General features: G+C 64.9%; 21 protein-coding genes and 1 pseudogene. 6 read left to right on the plus strand and 16 right to left on the minus strand.

Translation table 11 applies throughout. The features are described 5' to 3' along the window. The first annotated feature begins 74 nt into the window (after positions 1–74). A complete protein-coding gene (locus tag DQ397_RS16560; RefSeq protein ID WP_043207861.1) occupies positions 75–509 on the plus strand; it encodes a TadE/TadG family type IV pilus assembly protein in 435 nt (144 codons plus the stop codon). Further along, a complete protein-coding gene (locus tag DQ397_RS16565; RefSeq protein ID WP_043207859.1) occupies positions 506–3,148 on the plus strand; it encodes a PAS domain-containing sensor histidine kinase in 2,643 nt (880 codons plus the stop codon). Before DQ397_RS16560 ends, DQ397_RS16565 begins: the two co-directional genes overlap by 4 nt. Here the strand turns inward: DQ397_RS16565 and DQ397_RS16570 are convergent. The 7 genes from DQ397_RS16570 to DQ397_RS16600 all read right to left on the minus strand — a co-directional run bounded on the left by DQ397_RS16570 (position 3,133) and on the right by DQ397_RS16600 (position 9,840). Further along, positions 3,133–5,085, minus strand: coding sequence for a pilus assembly protein TadG-related protein (locus DQ397_RS16570; RefSeq protein ID WP_043207857.1), 1,953 nt, complete (start codon positions 5,083–5,085; stop codon positions 3,133–3,135). The two genes, DQ397_RS16565 and DQ397_RS16570, sit on opposite strands and share 16 nt — an antisense overlap. 174 nt (positions 5,086–5,259) lie before the next feature. After that, the gene (locus tag DQ397_RS16575) at positions 5,260–5,826 is read right to left on the minus strand and encodes a DUF4136 domain-containing protein (RefSeq protein ID WP_043207856.1); all 567 of its coding nucleotides are present in this window, start codon (positions 5,824–5,826) and stop codon (positions 5,260–5,262) included. 19 nt (positions 5,827–5,845) lie between these two features. Beyond that, positions 5,846–6,481, minus strand: coding sequence for a DUF4136 domain-containing protein (locus DQ397_RS16580; protein WP_043207854.1), 636 nt, complete (start codon positions 6,479–6,481; stop codon positions 5,846–5,848). Positions 6,482–6,502: 21 nt separating this feature from the next. Continuing rightward, positions 6,503–7,252 carry a methyltransferase domain-containing protein gene (locus tag DQ397_RS16585; protein WP_043207851.1) on the minus strand — a complete coding sequence of 250 codons (750 nt, stop codon included), beginning with the start codon at positions 7,250–7,252 and terminating at the stop codon, positions 6,503–6,505. Further along, complete coding sequence (locus DQ397_RS16590) at positions 7,249–7,554, minus strand: MazG-like family protein (protein WP_043207849.1); 306 nt, start codon at positions 7,552–7,554, stop codon at positions 7,249–7,251. The genes DQ397_RS16585 and DQ397_RS16590 overlap by 4 nt, the downstream gene beginning before the upstream one ends. 79 nt (positions 7,555–7,633) lie before the next feature. After that, positions 7,634–8,485, minus strand: a complete 852-nt coding sequence (locus DQ397_RS16595) for a MaoC family dehydratase (RefSeq protein ID WP_043207846.1) — start codon at positions 8,483–8,485, stop codon at positions 7,634–7,636. 2 nt (positions 8,486–8,487) lie between these two features. After that, positions 8,488–9,840, minus strand: coding sequence for a 3-oxoacyl-ACP reductase (locus tag DQ397_RS16600; protein ID WP_043207844.1), 1,353 nt, complete (start codon positions 9,838–9,840; stop codon positions 8,488–8,490). A 119-nt stretch (positions 9,841–9,959) separates the two neighbouring features. Between DQ397_RS16600 and DQ397_RS16605 the strand changes: the two genes are divergently transcribed. After that, positions 9,960–11,237 carry an acetyl-CoA C-acetyltransferase gene (locus tag DQ397_RS16605; protein ID WP_043207842.1) on the plus strand — a complete coding sequence of 426 codons (1,278 nt, stop codon included), beginning with the start codon at positions 9,960–9,962 and terminating at the stop codon, positions 11,235–11,237. 198 nt (positions 11,238–11,435) lie between these two features. Here the strand turns inward: DQ397_RS16605 and DQ397_RS25055 are convergent, their stop codons facing one another. The 5 genes and pseudogenes from DQ397_RS25055 to DQ397_RS16625 form a co-directional block, all read right to left on the minus strand. Further along, positions 11,436–12,203: a methyl-accepting chemotaxis protein gene (locus tag DQ397_RS25055; RefSeq protein ID WP_372240773.1), complete on the minus strand. Its 768-nt coding sequence runs from the start codon at positions 12,201–12,203 to the stop codon at positions 11,436–11,438. A 90-nt stretch (positions 12,204–12,293) separates the two neighbouring features. Then, positions 12,294–13,439: pseudogene (locus tag DQ397_RS25060) on the minus strand (sensor histidine kinase); the annotation flags it as partial. A 119-nt stretch (positions 13,440–13,558) separates the two neighbouring features. Further along, on the minus strand, positions 13,559–13,963 hold the full coding sequence (gene cueR / locus DQ397_RS16615; RefSeq protein ID WP_043207839.1) for a Cu(I)-responsive transcriptional regulator: 405 nt from the start codon (positions 13,961–13,963) through the stop codon (positions 13,559–13,561). Beyond that, positions 13,960–16,359 (minus strand): heavy metal translocating P-type ATPase, encoded by a 2,400-nt coding sequence (locus tag DQ397_RS16620; RefSeq protein WP_043207837.1) that lies wholly within the window; start codon positions 16,357–16,359, stop codon positions 13,960–13,962. Before DQ397_RS16620 ends, cueR begins: the two co-directional genes overlap by 4 nt. Positions 16,360–16,411: 52 nt before the next feature. Beyond that, positions 16,412–16,798 carry a hypothetical protein gene (locus DQ397_RS16625; RefSeq protein WP_043207833.1) on the minus strand — a complete coding sequence of 129 codons (387 nt, stop codon included), beginning with the start codon at positions 16,796–16,798 and terminating at the stop codon, positions 16,412–16,414. 144 nt (positions 16,799–16,942) lie between these two features. Between DQ397_RS16625 and DQ397_RS16630 the strand changes: the two genes are divergently transcribed. Continuing rightward, positions 16,943–17,140: a heavy-metal-associated domain-containing protein gene (locus DQ397_RS16630; RefSeq protein WP_043207831.1), complete on the plus strand. Its 198-nt coding sequence runs from the start codon at positions 16,943–16,945 to the stop codon at positions 17,138–17,140. Positions 17,141–17,245: 105 nt separating this feature from the next. Continuing rightward, entirely contained in the window at positions 17,246–18,427 is a 1,182-nt protein-coding gene (locus DQ397_RS16635; protein WP_043207828.1) for a multidrug effflux MFS transporter, read from the plus strand. Here DQ397_RS16635 and DQ397_RS24780 read toward each other — a convergent pair. Further along, positions 18,378–18,575: a hypothetical protein gene (locus tag DQ397_RS24780; protein WP_080642059.1), complete on the minus strand. Its 198-nt coding sequence runs from the start codon at positions 18,573–18,575 to the stop codon at positions 18,378–18,380. The two genes, DQ397_RS16635 and DQ397_RS24780, sit on opposite strands and share 50 nt — an antisense overlap. Before the next feature lie 586 nt (positions 18,576–19,161). Here DQ397_RS24780 and DQ397_RS16645 point away from each other — a divergent pair. Beyond that, a complete protein-coding gene (locus DQ397_RS16645; RefSeq protein WP_043207826.1) occupies positions 19,162–19,875 on the plus strand; it encodes a helix-turn-helix transcriptional regulator in 714 nt (237 codons plus the stop codon). Positions 19,876–19,909: 34 nt separating this feature from the next. On the opposite strand, the gene DQ397_RS16650 is transcribed toward DQ397_RS16645, so the two are convergent. The 3 genes from DQ397_RS16650 to DQ397_RS16660 all read right to left on the minus strand — a co-directional run bounded on the left by DQ397_RS16650 (position 19,910) and on the right by DQ397_RS16660 (position 23,181). After that, the gene (locus tag DQ397_RS16650; RefSeq protein ID WP_043207823.1) at positions 19,910–20,860 is read right to left on the minus strand and encodes an adenosine deaminase; all 951 of its coding nucleotides are present in this window, start codon (positions 20,858–20,860) and stop codon (positions 19,910–19,912) included. A 160-nt stretch (positions 20,861–21,020) separates the two neighbouring features. Continuing rightward, the gene (locus DQ397_RS16655; RefSeq protein WP_043207822.1) at positions 21,021–22,376 is read right to left on the minus strand and encodes an 8-oxoguanine deaminase; all 1,356 of its coding nucleotides are present in this window, start codon (positions 22,374–22,376) and stop codon (positions 21,021–21,023) included. Positions 22,377–22,494: 118 nt separating this feature from the next. Further along, entirely contained in the window at positions 22,495–23,181 is a 687-nt protein-coding gene (locus tag DQ397_RS16660) for an SDR family oxidoreductase (RefSeq protein WP_043207820.1), read from the minus strand. Positions 23,182–23,192: the final 11 nt, after the last annotated feature.

Raw genomic sequence — 23,192 nt, forward strand, 5'->3', positions numbered from 1 at the left:
GGCAAAATGCCATCCCTATTCGTTGAACGGTTCTATGCTGTGTTTCAGGTGTCATAGTCAGGGTAGACGCGAACATGAAAGCAAGCCTGGCAAGACGGCAAAAAGGTGCGGCTGCCATCGAGTTCGTCGCAGTCTTCATGGTTTTTTTCGCGGTGTTCTACGGGTTGGTCAGCTATGCGTTGCCGATGCTGATGGTGCAGTCGTTCAACCAGGCGGCCAGCGAGGCGGTGCGCCGCTGCGTGGCGCTCGAGCCCGGCAGCGCCTTGGCCAGCTACAGCGCCGTGGCACAGCAGGCGATCGACCAGCAGCTGTCCTGGATGCCCGCGGCCTTGGGCTTCAGCGCGGTCAAGGATGCCAAAGTCGAGTTGAGCGGGAAGCTGTTGACCGTGACCATTCAATACCCGCGTGAGCGCCTGACCCGCGTGTTGCCATTGCTGGTGCTGCCTGTGATCGGTGAAGTACCACGCTTGCCCGAGCAGTTGCAGGCCAAAGCGAGTCTGCAACTGTGACCGGGCTGTTCGACCGTTGGCGCGGCGGCACGCAGCCAGCTGTTTCCGAGCCTGAGGCGCCTGCCGCCGTTGGCCTGCAACTGTGGCTCGATGGGCAAGGCAGCGTGCAGCGCTTGTCTGGGCCGTTGCGCACCTTGTTGGCGTTGCCCTTCAAAGGTGGTGGCCGGGTCCAGGACTACCTGGAGCGGCACAGCTGGCTGGTGCTGGAAGGGCAGCCTGCCGATTGGCAGGGGCAACCCTTGGATCTGGATTTTCGCACTGCCACGGGCAATCCCCTGTGTACCCGTGGCTGGGTGATGCGCCAGGGCGATGGCTGGTTGTTGCAGCTGTTCGATATCGGCGACCTGCTGCTCGAGCGGACCCACGCCTGGCAGCATCAAGGCGAGTGGCAGTTGGCAAAGGACATCGACCGCGCCTTGCGCGAGTGCAGCGCGGAGCGTTTGACCCAATGTGTGGCGGTGCAATTGCAGCATCTGGCCGAGCACTGGCATGTGCCCGCCGTGCGCCTGATGCTGCCGCAGGCTTCGGGTTGGCGCACCTTCGCCGGTAACGAGACACCTTGGCCGTGGCCGGGCGACGCCCGCCTGCAATCCTGGCTGGACGGTCTGTCGGCGCAACCTCAGACAGCCGCCACGCTGCCTGCAGAACTGCTGACGCTGTGTGGCGGCGTTTCGCTGTTCGTGCTGCCGTACCTTGAAGGCTCGCAGGTCCAGGCCTGGCTGCTGTGTGCCGGCGGGCAGCAGATGCCCGCCGATGCGCACCTGTTGTGGCAGGCCTTGATCGAACCTGTGCTCAGCCGTTATCGGCATGCCCGGCTGCAACAGCAGAGCGGTTACCTGGCGCAGTTGCAGCAACAACTGGGCGCAGGTTGGTGGGCCTGGTCCCGCGAGGACGGCCTGCACCTGGACCCGACCCTGGCCGCGCGTCTTGATCTGCCCCACCACCCCAGCCTGGAGCAGTGGCTTGCGCGGCTTCACCCTGCCGACCGGGAGCCGGCGCGCCTGGCCCTGGAGCAGGCCTGCATGGGCGATGACTTGAGCCTGAGCGTGCGTGTGCCGGCGCTCCAAGGGCATGGCGATCCGGCCTGGCTGCATTGGGTGGGCCGGTTGCAGGGCAGCGAGCTGCGCGGTTTTCTGCTCGACATCAGCGCGCTCAAGGCGCAGGAGCTGCAGACGAGCGCGGCGCGCACACGCCTGGAAAGCCTGATCGCCAGTTCACCGGCGGTGATCTACATACAGCGCTACGCCGAAGGTGCGTTGCACAGCGAATTCTTCAGCGCCAGCTTGATGCCGCTGCTGGGCTGGACGCCGGACAGCGAACAGGCCCGCCAGCCGGGCCTGGCCGTGCATCCGGACGACCGCGCATTGTGGCTGGAGCGTACCCGCACCTTGCTGCGCGAGGGCCAGGCCCGTAGCCGCTACCGTCTGCGCGATAGCCGGGGTGGCTATCACTGGATACTCGATGAGGCGCGACTGCTGCGCAACGATATTGGCCAGCCGCTGGAGGTGGTCGGCTTGTGGCTGGATGTCAGCGAGGCCACCGAGGCCGCCGACCGGGTACGCCAGAGCGAGGAGCGCTACCGGGTGCTGGTAGAGGACTCTCCGGCGATGATCTGCCGTTATCGCCCAGACCTGGCCCTGGTGTTCGGCAACCGACCCTTGGCCGACTACCTGCACTGCGCGCCGGAGCAACTGGAGGGTATGAACCTCGGCCAGTGGCTCTCGCAGGAGCAGCGCGAAGCGTTCCTGGCGCGGCTGCAACTGCTGACCCCCGAGCAACCGATGAGCAGCGCGGAGATCTGCCTGCAGTTGCCTGGTCGCGAGCACGCCTGGTGGGTCTGGGCCGACCGCGGGCTGTTCGATGAGCAGGGGCGGCTGCTGGAGATCCAGGCAGTGGGCCGTGACAACACCGAAGTGCGACGCAGCCAGCGGCAGCTGCTCCAAGGCGCCAAGATGGCGACGCTCGGCGAGTTGACCACCGGCCTGCTGCATGAAATCAACCAGCCATTGAACGTCATGCGCATGGCGGCGGCCAATGCCCTGAAACGCCTGGAGAACGGCACGGCCGAGCCTGCCTATCTGGAGGATAAGTTGCACCGCATCGAAGCGCAGATCGAGCGTACCGCACGGCTGGTGGACCACATGCGCGTGTTCGGGCGCCGCTCCGAGGTCGAGCGTCAGCGCTTCGCAGCCTGGAGCGCGGTGCAGGAGGCGACGGCGATGCTCGAGGAAAGCCTGCGCGGCAAGGGCGTCTCCCTGCGGATCGAGACGCCCGAGGACCAACCGCAGGTGCTGGGGCACAAGGATCAACTGGAGCAGGTGATGATCAACCTCATGATCAATGCCCGCGATGCCCTGCTCGAACAACGCTGCGCCGAGCCCTGGATCAGCATCCGCCAGACCTTGCAGCCTGGGCAGCTGTGCCTGTGGGTGGAGGACAACGGCGGCGGCATCGACCCGCAGGTCCAGGCGCGTATTTTCGAGCCGTTCTTTACCACCAAACCGGCGGGTGTCGGCACCGGGCTAGGACTGTCGGTGAGCCATGGCATCATCGAAGCCATGGAAGGCAGCCTGAGCGTGGCCAACGGAGCCGAGGGCGCGTGCTTCAGGGTGTGTCTGCCGGTTTACAGCACCAACTGAGCGCGGCCGCTGGAACAACTGAGATTGGCCCCGACTTCGGCGTTGACCAGATCGATGCCGAGCATCTTGAGGAGCATTTCCACCAACGGATCGATGATCGGGCTGAGCAGGTTCTTGATCAGCGGTTCGAGGATGCTCTTCACACCGTCGAGCAGGCCTGCGGTCAACACCAAGATCTTGCCCAGGCCACTGTTCGCAGTGGGTTCGTAGGCCTCAAGGTGAATCCCCAGCAAGGTGTCGCTGAGGCTGCCCACCACATTGCTGTTGGCGGTCGCCATCGCCTGATAGCGCGGATCGAGACCAATATCGGGCGGCTCGCTCGCGCCTTGGAAGACCAAGTCATGTTCGCCCTGGCCGTACCCCAGTACCTTGCTGTCGACACGCACGCCGATGCCGCCACCGGCGAAGGGCACGCGGGTGCCGCAGACTGGCGGCAGGATCAACACGCGGCTGCAGACATTGGTGCCGATGTCGATCAAAGGCAGGGCCTTGTTCGCAGCGGTGCCCTGGGCGAAAAACGTGTCGGGCGAGTCGAACCTGCCCACCGAGATCTTCACGGCGGAGCGGTCGGTGAGGGTAGTGAGGCGCTTGGGGGAGCAACTGTAACTGCTCGTCAACGGCGGCTTGAGGCGGCTGGTGGCTTCGCCTATCTCCAGGCCGATATCCAGGTGAAGCTTGTCCGGCATCAGCTTGATGTCGCTGACCTTGCACGGAATGCCCAGGCTACAGGTCAGCGATTGCACGGTGCCGAACAGGTTCAGGCTGAGCAGATTGTTCAGCACGTTGGTCAAGGGGGCCGCCAGGTCGAGCACGGCGTTTACCAGGCCGACGACGCTGTCCAGCAACGGCAGATCGACCGACACCAGGACTTTGACCTGGGCGGTATGCACCCTGAGCTCATCTTTTGATGGGTCACCCACCGAGGAAATCTGTTGTGGCTCTATGACTTTCACCCGTACTCGACCATTGGCCAGGCCAAGCACGCTGGGCGAGAGGTCGATACCTGCGGCGCTGTCGCTGGCTGCGACCATGAGCATGCCATGGACCAACTGAAGCAACTGAAGGCTAGCATCGAGCCCGGCCTTGGCGGTGCCGTTCTGGATATCGACCAGCTCCCCCAGATGCAATGAACTGCCGCTGCCGGCCAGTGCCACCTTGCCCAGGTTCGATACCACGTCAACCGCGGTGCCACTTTGCTGCAGGACTTTCACGGCGGCTTGCAGCAGTTGGGTTGCGCTGGCGTTCGTGTCGAGCAGGGTCTGGTAGTCGCCGGCTTTGATGTTCAGGTCCACTGCCAACTGATCCAGGTACTTGAGCAGATTGAGTTGGGTGTCGGCCAGGCCCTGCCAGCCGGCAACGTCGAGCTGCAGGTTGCCACCCAGGGGGGCGAGCAGAGCATTGAGCAGCGCCGCCTGGCGGGTGTCGATCTTCACCAGTGTGCTGCGGATTCGCAGCATCGCCTGCGGTTGCGTGGGCACTGAGGCCACGGCGCTGGCAGTCAAAGTGCTGGTCAAGGGCAAACCATCGCCTTTGACCAAGGCAAAGACACCGGCGGCAACGCTGGTGGGGACGGTGTTGCTGACCTGCACCCTGATTGCCTCATTGCGCGAGGCATCGACGGTGAAGGTGCGCAGGTGGTCGGCCCCGGTTTGCACATGGCCACAACTGGCCACCAGCGGGTTGCTCGGATCATGGCCATTGCGGGTGGCGGCGGTGCGCGCAAGGGTGGGGGCCTGGGGACCGGTGCCGGTGCACACGGCGTGCTGGCCAGCCGCCTCCAATGCTGCCATGTCGGCGATGCGCTGAAGTTTACGCTGCTCCAGATAAAGCCGGCCGCTGTCGACCACCAGCAGCATGAACAGCAGGGCAAGGCCCAGCGTGAGCGCGGCCATCAGGCCGATCGCGCCGCGTTGGCGTGCGGGATAACGAAGAACCACGGGCACTCCTTTGCAGGCCTCTGGCCAAGCAGCGCGGCGGCGGTGAAAGGAGTGTAGTAAAGGTGATGGCTAATTGCCGTGTTTGCTTGGTCGATCGTGACGACCTTGCCGGCCCGTGTTCGCGGCTTATCCCGCGAACACGGGCGAAGCCCGTGCCATCACTGCATCGTCTGTTTACTGCCGGCGCGGTGGATAGTGCGACATCACCTGGGTGACGGTCTTCTGGATCGCAGTGTTGCGTTCTTCCGGGCCGGGCGGGTAGTTGTTCATGATCTGTTCGGCGCTGGCACGCCAGACCAGCTTGCCGTCACGACCGTCGAACATGTCCACCTGGATGGTCGCGACCTTGTAGTCGACGCTACGGGTCTCGTTGTACATCGGCCCGCCCCAATAACCTCCCCAGTACCCACCCCAGGCGCCGCCGTAGTTGGTGGTGATCTGCTGCTGGCGTTCCTCGACGATGAGGTAGGCGCGTACCTTCACATCGGCCTGGGCATTGCCCTGCACCGGTCTCAGGCCGCGTTGGTCGAGCTGGTCGGCCACGGCCTGGCGGATGCGCTGCTCGGTCAGGTCGCTCTTGATCCGTGGGTCGTCCGGGCGGTACTGCAACGCCGGTTCCTGCCAGGCCCAGCTTTGGTAGGCAGCGAAGTCACGGCTGGCGTCGAAATCCTGGGTGACGTTGTTGTTGGCGCAGGCGGTGAGCAACAACGCGAATGACAACAGAACGAGGCGGCGCAACATGATGGTTCTCCGTTGGAAACTAACTGGGAGGATAGCCGCTCAGTGCCTTGCCCACAGACTCGCGCAAAGCGTTTTCGCGGTCCCGAGGCGAGTCCTTGCCGCTGCCACTCTCGGCGCTGGCGCTCCATACCGGTTGGCCGTCGCGCGCGTCGAACAGGTCGATGCGCACCACCATGACTTCGACTTCATAGGTGCGCACGATCGGCACGCTGCCATAGGCGCCATAGCCATTGCGATAACCGCCATAGCCGATGCTGCCGTAGGGGTACGGGCCGTAGTAGGGGTCGTAATAGTCGTAGTCACGCACCTGGCGCAGGCGACGCTCCAGACGGATATCGGCGCTTACCAGAAGGTCCGCGGCATTGCCGCGCGCAGGACGCAAACCATGCTGGTCGAGGGCGCTGCTGACCGCCTCGGCCAGTTGCGCAGGGTCGGCGTTGGCATTGGCACTTGGCGGCTGGCCGTCGCGCCAGCGCCAGCTGCGATAGCGGCCATAGTCGCGCGGCGGTGCAGGATAAGCGCTGGCATCAAAGGTGTTGGCTGCCTGGGCCGGTGCCGGCGGCAGTGGCCGGCTACTGGCGACATAAGGGTTGCTGCCCTGGCAGGCAGCCAGGGTCAGGGTGAGCAATGCCAGGCAGAGTTGCGGGTACGGCATGGGGTCCTCCCGGCAAGCGGGTCAATGCGGTCGGCAGATCCAGTGCAGATAGCGGCCAAGCCCAGCGAAGCTGGGGTGGCGGCGGTGTGCGAGCTCCATCTCCAGTAGGTCGAGCAGCTCGGCCTTGGCCTGGAAGTCCTTGGGCATGTAGTCATGGAACACCCGCACGCCACTTTCACTTTCGACTTGCCACATGGGTTCAAGTTGCGCCTTGAGCTCCCTTGGATCAAGCGGTTTCTGCGGAGTCAGGCTCTGGCTTTCACCCGCTAGGCGGTTGCTGCGCAACTTGCGGAAATGGCCTTTGAGCAGGTTGCGGTAGACCAGCGCGTCGCGGTTGTAAAACGCCAGGGACAACCAGCCGCCAGGAGCGGTCAACTGGTGCAGCACCGGCAGGATGCTCTCGGGTTCGGCCAGCCATTCCAGCACGGCGTGGCACAGCACAAGGTCGAACGGCTCGGTCAGCTGGCCGAGCAGGTCCTGCCAGGGCGCCTGGATGAAGGTGGCTGCCTGGCCGGCCTCGGCAAAGCGGGCGCGGGCACCGTCGAGCATGGGCGCGGCGGGTTCGGCGAGGGTCAGGTGGTGGCCGCGTTCGGCCAGCCACAGGGCCATGTGGCCCAAGCCTGCGCCGATGTCCAGCACGCGCAAGGGACGGTCGGGTAGGGCTTCGGCGAGGTCGGCCTGAAGGACCGCGAGGCGGATCGCGCCTTTGGCGCCGCCATAGATCTTCTCGGCGAAACGGGTGGCCAATTCATCGAAATGACGGTCGTTCATTTGGCGAAGCGCCTCTCGCTGTCAGCCAGCTTGGCACGCACCACTTCGTTCATGTCCAGCCCCAGTTCGCTGCACAGCAGCAACAGGTAGAGGACGATATCGCCCACTTCCTGGCCGGCGTGGGCGAGTTTTTCAGGGGGAAGCTGGCGCGATTGATCCTCGGTCAGCCATTGGAAGATCTCCACCAGTTCAGCCATTTCGACACTGGCCGCCATGGCCAGGTTCTTGGGGCTGTGGAAGCCGCGCCAGTCGTTGGTGTCGCGGATCCGGTGCAGGCGTTCAGTCAGTTCTTGCAGGTTCATTGGGCTCTCCTAATGGCGCATAGCTTCGGATGAGCCTGGCTGCAAAGCAAGCGCCTCGGGCTGCATGGCAGCCCCAGGGCTAGAGCGGGGACCAGCGCCCGAGCATGTGCACCAGCGCCCCATGCCCCTCCAGGCGCAGCACACCTTCCGGCCCGGCTTCGCTGGCACTGAGCACCACCTCCGAAGGCAAGCGCACGGGTTTGTGGAAATCCACCGCGAAGGCATAGCCGCTGGCCGGCAGATGGCCGCGCAAGGCGGCCATCGCCATGGCCTTGGTCCACATGCCATGGGCGATGGCGGTGGGGAAGCCGAACAGGCGGGCGCTGGAGGCGCTCAGGTGGATCGGATTGTAGTCGCCGCACACCTTGGCGTAGCGCCGGCCAATATCACTGTCGGCGTACCACCGGGTGACCTCCGGCAGGTTGCCGGGTTCGACGGTCTGCACCTCGTCCCCCTGGCCTTCCAAACGCAGGCCGCGCACCAGCATCCGGCTGGTTTCCCGCCAGAGCAGACCCAGCCCATCCTCGGCCTCGGTGACCAGATCGAAGGTGCCGCCTTTGGCGTGGGGCTGCAGGTTGTCGGCGTAGACCGCAAAGCGCAGGCCATCGATACCGCCCAGCGGACGATGGACCTGGATTTCGTTGTGCAGGTGGACCAAACCGAGCAGCGGGAAAGGGAAGCGATGGGCCGTGAGCAACTGGAGCTGCAGGGTGAAGGCCATGATGTGGGGATAGGTCGGCGGCAGGCGGCCGTGGTCGGCGAAATGGCACAGTCGGCGATAGGCCGCCAGGTTGTCGGGCTGAACCCTCAGGAAACAGCGCAGGCCGGCCTCGGGCAATCGGTCGCCGCTGATACCGCGTTTGCGCAACGCCCGCAGGTAAAGGCTGGCGCGTGCGTCGGGGTTGTGCAGGTCGTGCCATGAACGGGTCATTGTCATGCCCCCATCAGTGCCTGGCCGCAGACCCGCAGGACTTGGCCATTGACCGCGCCCGTGCCGGGCTGGCTGAGCCAGGCGATGGCCTCGGCGACGTCCTGTGGCACGCCGCCCTGGCCCAGCGAACTCAGGCGTCGTCCGGCTTCGCGCAGGCCCATGGGCATGGCGGCGGTCATGTGGGTTTCGATAAAGCCTGGGGCCACGGCATTGATGCTGGCGCCCTGCTTGGCCAGCTTGGGTGCCCAGGCTTGGGCGAAGCCGATCAGGCCGGCCTTGCTCGCTGCGTAATTGGACTGCCCGCGATTGCCGCCGATGCCGCTGACCGAGGCGAGCAGGGTGATGCGCGCCCCGTCGTGAAGCTTGCCGGCGTCGAACAACGCTTGGGTCAGGACTTGCGGGGCCTTGAGGTTCACGGCCAGCACCGCGTCCCAATATTCGGGCGTCATGTTGGCCAGGGTCTTGTCGCGGGTGATGCCGGCGTTGTGCACCAGGATGTCGAGGCCGTCGGGCAGGGCTTCGACCAGCTTGGCTGGGGCATCGCTGGCGCAGATGTCCAGGGCCAGGGCCTCGCCACCCAGGCGGGCGGCAAGGGCGTCGAGGTCTTTTTGTGCCTGTGGAACATCCAGCAGGATGACGTCCGCGCCATCGCGGGCCAGGGTCTCGGCGATGGCTGCGCCAATCCCTCGGGCGGCACCGGTCACCAGGGCGCGGCGGCCGGCCAGCGGGCGGGTCCAGTCCTCGACGTGGTTGGCGCAAGGGCCCAGGCGCAGAACTTGGCCGCTGATGAAGGCACTGCGGGGCGACAGGAAGAAGCGCAAGGCGCCTTCGAGTTGGTCTTCGGCGGCCTTGTCGACATACAGCAACTGCACGGTGGCACCGTCGCGCAGTTCCTTGCCCAGTGAACGGCTGAAGCCTTCCAGGGCGCGCTGGGCCACACTGGCCTGCGGGTCGTCGAGGCTTTCGGGCGCGCGCCCGAGGATCACCACATGGGCGCAGCGGGCCAAGCTGCGCAGCAGCGGCTGGAAGAACTCACGCAATTGGCGCAAATCGTCGCTGTCGGCCAGATGGCTGGCATCGAACACCACGGCCTTGAGCTTCGGCCCCAGGCCGGCGACCCAGGTCTGCGCCTGCAGCCCTTCGCCGTTGAAGCTGTAGAGGGTGTCGGTTAGGCGTGGGGCGATGGCCTCCACCTGGACTGCCAGGGGCCCACCTCCGAGCACCAGGGCCCCCTCCACGGGACGCAGGCGCCCTGCCTGCCATCGCTCCAGCGGCGCCGGACGGGGCAGGCCCAAGGCATCGACGAGGCGTCGGCCAAGGTTGGAGTTGGCAAAGCCGAGATAGCGGTCGCTCATGTGCGGGTCTCCCAGGGGACAAGCTTGCAAGTGTGGACCAAGTTTGTGTCGAGGTCGTTCGACTGCGGTAAAAACACCTAGTCTGTACGGATCAAATTGTTTCAGAAGGAACATGCGCCATGGTTTCACCCCGCCGCGTCGCGATCCTGGGCGCCAACCGAATACCGTTTGCCCGCTCCAACGGCGTCTATGCCAAGGCTAGCAACCAGGCGATGCTCACCGCCGCGCTCGAGGGCCTCATTGAGCGCTGCCATCTGCATGGCTTGCGCCTGGGCGAGGTGGCCGCGGGCGCGGTGGTCAAACATGCCCGCGACATGAGCCTGACCCGCGAGAGCGTGCTGGGCTCACGGCTTTCGGCACAGACACCGGCCTATGACCTTCAGCTGGCCTGTGGCACCGGCCTGGAGGTGGCGCTGCTGTCGGCCAACAAGATTGCCCTCGGGCAGATCGACTGTGCCATCGCCGGCGGCGTGGACACCGCCTCGGACGCCCCGATCGCCGTCAGCCCGGGCCTGCGGCGCATCTTGTTGCAGGCCAACAGCGCCAGAACCTGGCCCGAGCGGCTCAAGCCGTTCCTCAAGCTGCGTCCCAGGCACTTTCTACCTGAACTGCCGCGTATCGAAGAGGCGCGCACGGGGCTGTCGATGGGCGAGCATTGCGAGCGCATGGCGCAGACCTGGCAGATTGGTCGTGCCGAGCAGGACGAGCTGGCCCTGCTCAGTCATCAACGTCTGCTGGCCTCGTTCGATGAGGGCTGGCATGAGGACTTGCTCACGCCTTACCTGGGCCTGGCCCGGGACAACAACCTGCGTGCGGACCTGACCTTGGAGCAGTTGGCCAAGCTCAAGCCCGCGTTCGACCGCAGCGGGCAGGGCACCCTGACGGCCGGCAACTCCACACCGCTGACCGATGGCGCCTCACTGGTATTGCTGGGCACCGAAGAATGGGCCAGGGAGCACGACTTGCCTGTGCTGGCGTATGTGGTGGATGGCGAGACCGCTGCAGTGGATTTCGTCACCGGTCACGAAGGGCTGTTGATGGCGCCTGTCTACGCGGTACCTCGGTTGTTGGCGCGTAATGGGCTGACCCTGCAGGATTTCGACTACTACGAGATTCACGAGGCCTTCGCCGCCCAGGTGCTGTGCACGCTCAAGGCCTGGGAGGATGAGGAGTACTGCCGCACGCGCCTGGGCCTTGCGCAGCCGTTGGGCGCCATCGATCGCAGCAAGCTCAATGTCAAAGGCAGCTCCCTGGCGACAGGGCATCCGTTCGCGGCTACCGGCGGGCGCATCCTGGCGAACATGGCCAAGTTGCTGGCCACGGCCGGTAAGGGCCGAGGACTGATCTCCATTTGCGCGGCGGGAGGGCAGGGGGTGACGATGATCGTCGAGCGGTGAGGGGCGGCTGGGGCTGCCGTGCAGCCCATCGCAGGCTGTCGCCAGCTCCCACTGGCGCAGTAGCCGATGAACCCTGGCTGTTAGGCTCCGTTGGGCTCCACGCCTGGGCGTTGCAGTTCTAGCGCCCGCAGGTCGTGGCCCGTTCGCGGGCAATCGGAGGTGAAACCGCTGCTCCGATTGACCCGCTAAGGGCATGACTCAGGTACGGAACCTGCGCACCAGTGCATCCAGCTCATTGGACAGCCCCGCCAGGCTCTCGGAGTCCTGACGTGCGGCCTGGGCCAGCTCGGCCACCAACTGTGCATCGCCGTGGATCTGGCTGATGTGGCGGTTGATGTCCTCGGCCACCTGATGTTGCTCTTCGGCGGCAGTGGCGATCTGGGTGTTCATGTCGCGAATGATGTCCACCGACTCGCGGATCTGCCCGAAACTGTCACGCGCCAGGCCAATGCGGCTGACCGACTGCTGCGAGACCTCGAGGCTTGCGTGCATCTGCTCTGCGACCTCGGCGGTGCGCGAGGCGAGGTTGCCCAGCAGGCCGTCGATCTCGGCAGTGGAATCGGCGGTGCGCTTAGCCAAGGCGCGGACTTCGTCGGCGACCACGGCAAAGCCACGGCCTTGCTCACCGGCGCGGGCGGCTTCGATGGCGGCGTTCAGGGCCAGCAGGTTGGTCTGTTCGGCGATCGAACGGATGGTGCCGAGAATCGACTGGATGGCATTGCTGTCGCGTTCCAGTTGCTGGATCGACTGGGCCGACTGCTCGATCTCCTGGCTCAGGCGGTCCACGCTTTGCACCGCCGCGTCGATCTGCTGCTGGCCTTCGCGGGCCTGCTGCTGGCCGCTGTCGGCCGACTGCGCGGCCTGGCTGCAGGAGCGGGCCACTTCGTTGGCGGTGGCGACCATTTCGTGGAAGGCGGTGGAAACCATGTCCACCGACTCGCGTTGGCGGCTGGCCGCTTCGCTCATGTCGCTGGAGACGCGGGTCGAGCTGCTGGAGGTATGCAGGATCTGCCCGGCGGCGGCGCCGATGTGCTGGATCAAACTGCGGATGGCGCCGAGGAACTGGTTGAACCAGTTGGCCAGTTGCGCGGTTTCGTCGCGGCCGTGGATCTCCAGGCTGCGGGTCAGGTCGCCTTCGCCCTGGGCGATGTCTTCCAGGCCGCTGCTGACGCTATTGATCGGCCGCACGATGAGTTTGGCGAAGGCCGCGCCGACCCCTGCGAACAGCAAGGCCAGGACCAGGGCGATGGTGCCGATCACCCAGGTCAGGCGGGTGGTGGTCTGCATGACTTCGTCGTGGCGGATCAGGCCGATGAAGGTCCAGCCCGTCTGGGCGTCGGGATAGATGTTGGCCATGTAGCGTTCGCCGCCCAGCTCTACTTCGACCAGGCCCTTGTCGGCCTTGGCCAGGGTGGCATAGCCGTCGCCGAAGCTGTCCAGTTGCTTGAAGTTGTGGTTGGGGTCGCGCGGGTCGACGATCACGTTGCCGTTTTTCTCGACCAACATCAGGTAGCCGGTTTCGCCCAGCTTGATCTGCTTGAGCAGATCAGTCAGTCCATTGAGCGACACATCGATACTCACGACGCCGCCCAGGCTGCCCAGTGCGTTGCCCACCGCGCGTACCACACTGATCTGCACCACGTCGCCGGATGCCCAGTAGTAAGGTGCAGTGCGCAAGGTCTTGCCGGGGTTGGCCAGGGCCAGCTGGTACCAGGGGCGCTGGCGGGGGTCGTAGTTGGCGAAGGTGTCGTCGTTCGGCCAGCCGACGTAGCCGCCGTCGCTCACGCCGTAGGAGATGTAGGCGTAGCTGGGATGGGCCTCGGCCAGGCGGGTCATGAACTCGAAGACTTGTTTGTCCTGCTCGCCCAGCTCCCGGGTCGGGTTGGCGGTCAGGTACTTGTTCAGGTTGTTGCCGGTCGCTGCGACCACCGGTTGCGCCGCAATGTAGTTCACGTTCTGCTCGATGCCCTGGAAGAACAGGTTCATCGCATTGCCGACTTGGCGGATTTCCCGGCTGCTGTTGCCGAGGAAGTCTTCACGGGCTTCACTGCGCAGGTTGAGCACCACCAAGGTGGCCACGAGGACGATGGGCAGGCCCGCGATAATGGCGAAGGCCCAGGTCAGTTTTTGCTTGATGTTCATCCACGATCCCCGATTGTTTTTATCGATACCTGAGGCAGGTGTCTTAGACATCGGCAGCATTCGGCTTTTTTGTAGGGGAGTGCCCAGATTTATTAGCCAAAATCGTGTTTTGTGACCGATCGGTCATGATTTGCGCCCAGCCTGCAGCAGCGACCTAGGGCCGCTCCTGCAGAGCAGGATCAGGCGCAGCAGCTCTTGCCGTTGGCCAGGTCCTTGAGGATCGGGCAGTCCGGACGGTCATTGCCCTGACAGTGGGCAGCCAGGTCGCTGAGCGTGTCACGCAGACTGACCAGTTCCTCGATCCGCTTGTTCAGCGCCTCGATGTGTTGCATCGCCAGGGCTTTGACGTCTGCGCTGGCGCGCTGGCGGTCCTGCCAGAGGGTCAGCAGCTTGGCCACCTCCTCCAGGGAAAACCCCAGGTCACGCGAGCGCTTGATGAACGCCAGGGTGTGCAGATCGTCCTGTTGGTACAGGCGATAGCCACTGTCGCTGCGCACGGCCGGCTTGAGCAGGCCGATGGACTCGTAGTAACGGATCATCTTGGTGCTGAGCCCGCTGCTGCGGGCGGCCTGGCCGATGTTCATGGATGCTCCTGCGCGTTGTCGGTGGGCTTCCAGGTCTTGAGCCACAGAGCGTTGCTCACCACGCTGACACTCGACAAGGCCATGGCGGCGCCGGCCAGCACGGGGTTGAGCAGGCCGAACGCGGCCAGTGGAATGCCGATCAGGTTGTAGATGAAGGCCCAGAACAGGTTCTGGCGGATCTTGGCGTAGGTCTTGCGGCTGATCTCCAGCGCCGCAGGCACCAGGCGCGGATCGCCGCGCATGAGGGTGATGCCGGCGGCTTGCATGGCCACGTCGGTGCCGCCACCCATGGCGATACCGATGTCGGCAGCCGCCAGGGCCGGAGCGTCGTTGATGCCATCGCCGACCATCGCCACCACCCCGTCGCGCTTGAGCGCGGCCACGGTGGCGGCTTTGTCTGCGGGCAGCACTTCGGCATGGACATCATCGATCCCAAGAGCATCGGCCACGACCTTGGCGCTGCCCCGATTGTCGCCGGTCAGCAGGTGGCTGCTGATGTGTTGCGCATGCAAGGCTTCGATGGCGTGTCCGGCACCGGGCTTGAGGCTGTCACCGAAGGCGAACAGGCCCAGCACCCGCTGTTGCGGTTGGCGTTCGATCAGCCACGATAGCGTGCGGCCCTCGGCCTCCCAGGCTTGGGCCTGGGTGGCGAGTTCGCCAGGCGACAGGGTGCTTTCATCGAGCAGGCGGCGGTTGCCCAGGGCCAGTTCGCGCTCGCCGACACGCCCGGCGATGCCACGGCCGGTGAGCGATTGGCTGTCGGCCACTTGCGGCACGTCCAGGCCCTGTTCGGCACAGGCATCGAGCACGGCCTTGGCCAAGGGATGTTCGCTGCCGCGTTGCAAGGCACCGGCCAGCTGGAACAGTTCGCCGGTGTCGCCGTGGAGGGCTTGGCTATGGACCACGCGAGGGCTTCCTGAGGTCAGAGTGCCGGTCTTGTCGAACACCACGCGATTGACCGCGTGGGCGCGCTCCAGTGCCTCGGCATCCTTGATGAGGATGCCATGGCGGGCGGCGACACCGGTGCCTGCCATGATCGCCGCAGGCGTGGCCAGGCCCAGGGCACAGGGGCAAGCGATGACCAGCACGGCGACGGCATTGATCAGCGCGGTTTCCAGCGGCGCACCGGCCAGCCACCAGCCAATCAAGGTGATCAAGGCGATCACCAGCACCGCCGGAACGAATACCTGGCTGACCCGATCCACCAGCTTCTGGATCGGCGCTTTGGCCGCCTGGGCATCTTCGACCAGACGGATGATCCGGGCCAGCACGGTTTCGGTGCCCAGCGCCTGGGTACGGATCAACAGGCGGCCTTCGCCGTTGATTGCGCCGCCGGTGACGGCGTCGCCCGGCTGCTTGGGCACCGGCAGGCTCTCGCCGCTGATCAGGGCTTCATCGGCATGGCTGCTACCTTCGAGCACCTCGCCGTCGACCGGGAATCGCTCGCCAGGTTTGACCAGCACCAGATCACCCAGGCGCAACTGGTTGATGGGCACGTCTTCCTCTCGGCCGTCGACCACCCGCACGGCCCGGTCCGGGCGCAGGGCTTCCAGGGCTCGGATGGCGCTGGCAGTCTGGCGTTTGGCGCGGCTTTCCAGGTACTTACCCAGCAACACCAGGGCGATCACCACCGCCGAGGCCTCGAAATACAGGTGCGGCTGCATGCCTGACAAGGCCTGGGCCCACTGGTACAGGCTCAGGCCATAGCCCGCGCTGGTACCCAGGGCCACCAGCAGGTCCATGTTGCCGGCACCAGCGCGCACGGCTTTCCAGGCAGCCACATAGAAGCGCGCGCCGAGGATGAACTGGACAGGCGTGGCCAGCAGGAACTGCACCCAGGCCGGGAGCATCCAGTGCAGACCGAAGGGTTGCACAATCATGGGCAGTACCAAGGGCAGCGCCAGCAACAGTGCGGCACCGACGGCCAGGCGCTCGTTGCGTAGGCGACGCTGGGCGTCGGCCTGGTCGTCACGTGCGGCCTGGGGCAGGCTGGCGCTGTAGCCTGCCTTTTGCACGGCATCGATCAGTAGGGTGTCGTCGAGCCCCTGGAGGACTTCGAGGTGGGCGCGTTCGCTGGCTAGGTTGACGTTGACCTGCTCGACCCCCGGCACTTTGGCGAGGGCGCGTTCGACCCGGCCCACGCAACTGGCGCAGGTCATGCCGACGATCTGCAGTTCGAGAGTGCGGGTGGGAACGCCATAACCGGCCTCTCGAACTGCGTCGACGAGGGCGGGAAGGCTGTCGGCCGGGGCCTGGACCCTGGCCTGTTCGGTGGCGAGATTGACGCTGACCTGTTCAGCGCCGGTGACCTTGCGCAGTGCGCGCTCTACCCGGCCAGCACAGCTGGCGCAGGTCATGCCGGAGATCGGCAGGTCGAACGTGGTGGATGCGGACATGGCTCTCCTCCTTGGACAGGCCTTCAGCATCAACCTTGCCACACGGGGAAGGTCAATACCCCAAGCCGGCCCTCTTCAACTGCAGCCCATTGGCACCCATGGCGATGCGGTATTTGCTGATCTGTCCGGCCTGTAGGCTCAGGCGTGTGCTGCGTTGGTCTTCGATACCGGGCGCGCAGCCGGGCACCTGTCCTGGCAACAGGCGCAGGCGGACGTCCACCGGGCCGGGTGGCAAATTGAAGGAGGTGGACTGCTCCTGGAACAGGCGCCCGGAGAGCTGGTCGTTGAGGTAGATGCCGATCTCGCAACTGGTGGCCACTTCCAGGCGTTCCCGGGAAATGATCAGCACGCTGTAGTCCGAGTTGCCTTCGGCGCTGGCTGGCGGCACCGCGGCCAGTGTGCCCAGCAATCCAACCAGGCCCAATGCTGCCCTGAACATGAAGAATCTCCTGCTTGCCAAATCGTCAAAGGCGCAGCTTGGCCGAGCCGCGCGCGGATTTCCAGCCCGGCCGGTCAACGCAATACTTGACCTTGCCATGATGGTAAGGACGAGACTGCGAAAAACCCCTGAAGGAGACTCCCGATGCAAGTGTTCAATGTTCAAGGCATGACCTGCGGCCATTGCGTGAAGGCGGTAACCCGAGCGGTGCAGGCACAGGATGCGGCTGCCCAGGTGCAGGTCGATCTGCCGAGCCAGCAAGTGCGCGTACAGAGCCAGCTGGCTGCCGAGCAGATCCTGGCGGCGATTCGTGAGCAAGGTTACCAGGCTGAGCAAGCCTGATCGTCCGGGGGCGCATGGCGCCCCCATTTATTACAAAGGTTTTCAAGCTGATCGGGCCCAGTGCAGGTAGACTGACGCACTTGCTTAGCCAGCTATGGATTCCCGATGAACCTGCGAATAGTGTTGATCCTGGGCGCCCTCAGTGCGTTCGGGCCCCTGGCGATCGACTTCTACCTGCCCGCTTTCCCCGCCATGGCGCAAGCCTTCGGCACCGACGAGAAGCACGTCCAGACCACACTGGCGGCCTACTTCCTCGGCCTGTCGCTCGGCCAGTTGGCCTATGGCCCGGTGGCCGATCGCTTCGGCCGACGTACGCCGCTGCTGTTCGGCATCACTCTGTTCACCCTGGCTTCCCTGGCTTGTGCCTATGCACCGAACCTCCAGACGCTGGTGCTGGCGCGTTTCGTCCAGGCCCTGGGCGGTTGCGCGGGGATGGTACTGTCGCGGGCCATTGTCAGCGACAAGTGCGACCCGGTGGCCTCGGCCAAGGTGTTCTCGCAGTTGATGCTGGTGATGGGGCTGGCGCCGATCCTGGCACCGATGCTAGGTGGGGTGCTGGTCAATGTGTCGGGCTGGCAGTCGATTTTCCTGGCCTTGAGCCTGTTCAGTGCGGCTTGTCTGCTCGCGGTGAGCCTGGGGCTGCCGGAAAGCTTGCCGCCGGACATGCCTCGCCAACCGCTGTCCGGTGCCTTGCGCCAGTACCTGCGTTTGCTCGGTGATCGGGTGTTCCTGGGACACGCTCTGACCGGTGGAATCGCCATTGCCGGTATGTTCGCCTACATCGCCGGCTCCCCCTTCGTGTTCATCAAGCTGTATGGCGTTCCCGCCGAGCACTATGGCTGGCTGTTCGGCACCAATGCCGCAGGCTTCATCCTCATGGCCCAGGTCAATGCGCGTCTGCTGGCCAAGCGCGGCCCGGCATTCCTGTTGGCGCGGGCGGTGTGGTTGTACCTACTGGCGGGCTTGGCGCTGCTGTGCGTCGCGGCGTTGCGGCCGGAGTCGTTGTGGCCACTGCTGGTGCCGTTGTTCCTGTGCATCGCAAGCCTGGGCTGCATCATCCCCAACGCATCGGCGTGCGCCATGAGCGGTCAAGGCGCCAGGGCCGGTAGTGCCTCGGCCTTGATGGGCTGCGCGCAGTTCAGCGTCGCTGCCGGCGCGGCAGCGCTGGTGGGCGTGCTGCACGATGGCAGTGCGGTGCCCATGGCCTTGGTGATCAGCTTGTGTGGCGTGCTGGTCGTCAGTGTCGCGATGTTGACTCGGCGCTTGCAGGCCAGGCGTCCCGCATGAGGGGGTGAGGCGCCTGCAGGCGACTTTCCAGCGTGGCAACGAACGAGCGAGCTTCGGCTTCGCTGCGGAAACTCACCACATGCTGATCGAGCCGGACTTGCCACGGGCAGTTGGGGTTGCGGTTCGAAGCACTGACGACAATCTTCATCGCGGCATACCTCCAATGGGCGGGAGCCGATGCAGTTTAGCGCTGCCACTTGCGGGTGCCATGGCTTGGTACAGGCCTTCGGACTGACGGTCGTGCCTCTGGTCGGGGGGACGCCCGGTCGGTTCGGGCAATGTTCAGTAGCATGTGGAAGCTTCGCTTTGGCCTGCCGTACATGAGGAAGGTTTGCGTCGGTATTGTTTCCTGCATTGAGCTGAGACTGTCGGCCTCTGTGGGACCGCGTGCTCGCTGTCATGGGGCCACCGGTTACATGGCGCTATGGCCGAAGCCTGGCGCAACGCCGCGAGCCTGGCCGAGGGTGATACCCCCCAATGCTGTTCTGCTCTGTGGACGCCGGCTGCCGGCGCAGGCGCAAGGCCTGTAGCGACTTATACTGGCTAGCCCGGCCAGTACCAGCGAGAGAGATTTCCCTGCCAGGGAACGGCAAGAGACTGCGTCGATTCGAGCGCGACCGGAGCGCCTTGCGTCGTTTGCGGGCTCCGGCGTATCCGTTCTTGCCAGTTCCGGCAGAGGTGCCACGCTGGCGGTTGGCCGATAGGAACCGACGTGATCATGCAGGGAGTTGGAAATGAAAGCAGTCAGCAGTATCGCCCAGATCGCCGGCCTGATGGCCGACCCCAAGCGCAGCGCCATGTTATGGGCATTGATCGACGGGGTCCCTCGCCCTGCCGATGAGTTGGCCCTGATGACCGGCCTGACCTCGTCGTCCGCCTGTGCGCACCTGTCGCTGTTGTCGTCGGCGGGCCTGCTCAGGCTGGAGTCACGTGGCCGCAAGCGGTATTTCCGTCTCGCCACGCCGCAGGTGGGAGCGGCGGTGGAAGCCTTGGCCAGCGTGCATCTCGAAAGCCGCGGGCAAGGAAACACACAAGCCACACCTTTGCAGGTGCCCATGTCCATGCGTCGGGCGCGCCGCTGTGGCGACCATCTCGGGGGAGAGCTGGCGGCCGATCTGCTGCATCGGCTGATCGTAGCCGGGTGGCTGGAAGGCACCCAGCAGCAGCCGAGGGTCAGCCTCGAAGGCCGGGCCCAATTGGCCGCTGTCGGGGTCTACACCGAGGCGTTGGCATCCGGTCAGAAGAACGGCTGCATGATTTGTCACTGCAATGAATGGAGCGATCAGGGGCCGCACCTGGGAGGCAGCCTGGGCCACGCTTTGTTCAGGCTGTTCCTGCAATCGGGTTGGCTGTGCGAACAGGAAGGCTCGCGGGCGTTGCAGATCTCTCCACTGGGCGTCCAGCAGATCAACCGTATCGCCCGCATGCCAGCCTTGCAGGTTGGCTAGGGGCTAGCCCGGGCGGGCCAGCCAGAGGGGCAAGCTATCGAACCAGGCGGGCGTCCAGGCTGTTTTGCGCCAGGCGTCGGGCTTGGTCCTGGGTCATGCCCAGGTGGGTGTGCAAGGCATGGAAGTTCTCGGTGATATAGCCACCAAAGTAGGCCGGATCATCGGAGTTCACCGTCACTTTCACGCCACGCTCGAGCATGTCGAGAATGTTGTGCTGACCCATGTGCTCGAACACACATAACTTGGTATTCGACAGCGGGCACACTGTCAGCGGGATCTGCTCGTCGATGATGCGCTGCATCAGCCGTTCGTCTTCGATGGCGCGTATACCATGATCGATGCGTTGGACCTTCAGCAGGTCGAGGGCTTCCCAGATGTACTCGGGCGGGCCTTCCTCACCGGCATGGGCGACGGTCAGGAAGCCTTCGCTGCGGGCGCGGTCGAAGACGCGCTGGAACTTGCTCGGCGGATGGCCTTTTTCCGAACTGTCCAGGCCCACGGCGATGAAAGCATCACGCCAAGGCAGCGCCTGGTCGAGGGTCTGTTGTGCTTGCTCTTCGCTGAGGTGGCGCAGGAAGCTCAGGATCAGGCCGCTGCCGATGCCCAGCTGTTCGCGGCCATCCTTGAGGGCCTGGCTGATGCCATTGAGCACCACTTCGAAGGGGATGCCCCGATCGGTGTGGGTCTGCGGGTCGAAAAAGGGTTCGGTATGCACCACGTTCTGGGCTTTGCAACGTTGCAGGTAGGCCCAGGTCAGGTCGTAGAAGTCCTGCTCGGTTCGCAGTACATCGGCACCTTGGTAATAAAGGTCGAGAAATTCCTGCAGGTTGTTGAAGGCATAGGCGCTGCGCAGGGTTTCCACATCGGCCCAGGGCAGGGCGATCCTGTTGCGTTCGGCCAGGGCGAACAGCAGTTCCGGCTCCAGCGAGCCCTCCAGGTGCATGTGCAGTTCGGCCTTGGGCAAGGCGTTGAGCCAGTCATACATAGGTGTAGTCTCGATCAGGTACGGTTCGCGCCATTCTACAGGGCGTGCGCGGCAACTGCGCAGCCCGCTCATGACACAAGGCCGCCCCAAGGATCCCGTGTGGGCCCGTGGGGCTGCCTTGTGTCATGACGAGGCTGAGGGCTTCTGCCTCCGAGCAGGATCAGCCGGCGATCAGCTGGGCGGCAGCTTGGCGGTGGTCAGCAATCAGGCCTTGTACATCCAGACCCTCGATCTGCCCGTCGATGACGCGCCATTGGCCTGCGACCATGACCCGGTCGGCGCGGTCGGCACCACACAGCAGCAGCGCCGAGAGTGGATCGTGGCTACCGGAGAAGCGCAGCTCGTCGAGCTTGAACAGCGCCAGATCTGCCTGCTTGCCGACGGCCAGCTCGCCAATGTCGCTACGTCCCAGCAGACGTGCCGAGCCTCGGGTCGCCCAGCCCAGGGCTCGCTCGGGGGTGATCTGCTCGGCGCCATAGCGCAGGCGCTGCAGGTACAGGGCCTGACGGGCTTCGAGGATCATGTTCGAAGCATCGTTGGAGGCCGAACCGTCGACGCCGAGGCCAACCGGTGCGCCGGCGGCTTCCAGTTCCACGGTCGGGCAGATGCCGGAAGCCAGGCGCATGTTCGAGCTCGGGCAATGGCAGATGCCGGTGCCGGCCTCGCCCAGGCGGGCAATTTCCTCGTTGTTGAAGTGAATGCCATGGGCGAGCCAAGTACGCGGGCCGAGCCAGCCAACGCTGTCCAGGTAATCGACGGTACGCAGGCCGAAGCGCTGCAGGCAGAAGTCCTCTTCATCGAGGGTTTCGGCCAGGTGGGTGTGCAGGCGCACGTCCAGCTCGTCGGCCAGGGCAGCGCTGGCGCGCATGATCTCGGGGGTCACCGAGAAGGGCGAACAGGGTGCCAGCGCGATCTGGATGCGTGCGCCATCGCCGCGCTCGTGGTAGCTGTGGATAAGTCGTTGGCTGTCGGCCAGGATCACTTCGCCCTGTTGCACGGTCTGCTGTGGCGGCAGGCCACCGTCGGCCTCTCCCAGGCTCATGGAGCCGCGGGTCAGCATGGCGCGCATGCCCAGCTTGCGCACGGCTTCGACTTGAACGTCGATGGCGTTGTCCAGGCCCTGTGGGAACAGGTAGTGATGGTCGGCGGCGGTGGTGCAGCCGGACAGCAGCAGCTCCGCCAGGGCGACCTGGCTGGCCAGCTCCAGCTTGGCTGGGGTGAGGCGTGCCCAGACCGGGTAGAGGGTTTTCAGCCAGGGAAACAGCGGCTGGTTGACCACCGGCCCCCAGGCGCGGGTGAGGGTCTGGTAGAAGTGATGATGGGTGTTGATCAGGCCTGGCAGCACTACGTGCTCACGGGCGTCGAAGGTCTGGTCGCAGGGCTTGCTGGGTGTTTCGCCAAGGGCAAGCAGTTCGGTGATGCGGCCATCTTCGATGACCAGGCCGCCACGGGCGTCGGTGCCGTTGGCAGTGAAGATGGCAAGGGGGGATTTCAACCAGGTACGGGTCGCAGGCATGGTGCCGGCTCCTCTGAAAGTGGGTTCAGGTTAGCCAGCTCAGTGTTGCCCTGTCTGCTGATCCAGGTTCGCCGTGGGCGAGGCTCGCAGTCTACTGCCTCGCCACACGGCTTTCAATTCACCAGACGAGCGCTTCACCTTTGTAATTGATAAAGCGCAGCCCTGCATTGCCGCTTTGCGCCTTGACCTGATCGAGCATGCCACGGGTACTGGTGAGCACATCGATTTCGGCATTTTCGCCGCCCATTTCGGTCTTCACCCAGCCCGGGTGCATGGCCAGAACGCACAGGTCCGGACGCTGCAACTCGACCACGAAGCTGTTGATCATCGAATTGAGTGCAGCCTTGCTGGCCTTGTACAGGCAGATCTCGCCACCATCGGGAATGGTCACGCTGCCCAGGATTGAGCTCATGAAGGCCAGCACGCCAGTGCCCTCCCGTACCTGGCCGGCCAGGCGACGGGCGACGCGAATCGGTGCCACGGCATTGGTCATGAACAGCTCGCCCAGCGCGGCAGTGCCTACTGTTTCCAGGTCTTGCGGCAGTGGGCCCATGACCCCGGCGTTGATGAACAGCAGATCCAGTACTTCACCCTGCAGGCGTTGACGCAGAGCATCGAGCTGGGCGGTGTCGTTCATTTCCAGGGTCTCGATGCGCACGCCAGGCACGGCGCGCAGGGCCTCGGCCTTTTGCGGGTCGCGTACGGTGGCGATGATGTTCCAGCCGTCCTCGTGCAGACGTTGCACCAGGCCCAGGCCCAGCCCGCGGGAGGCGCCGATGATCAGGGCGGTTCTGGTAGTGGACATGAGGGGCTCCT

Origin of the sequence: Pseudomonas sp. CK-NBRI-02, assembly GCF_008124495.1 — a bacterium.
GTDB lineage: Bacteria > Pseudomonadota > Gammaproteobacteria > Pseudomonadales > Pseudomonadaceae > Aquipseudomonas > Aquipseudomonas guariconensis.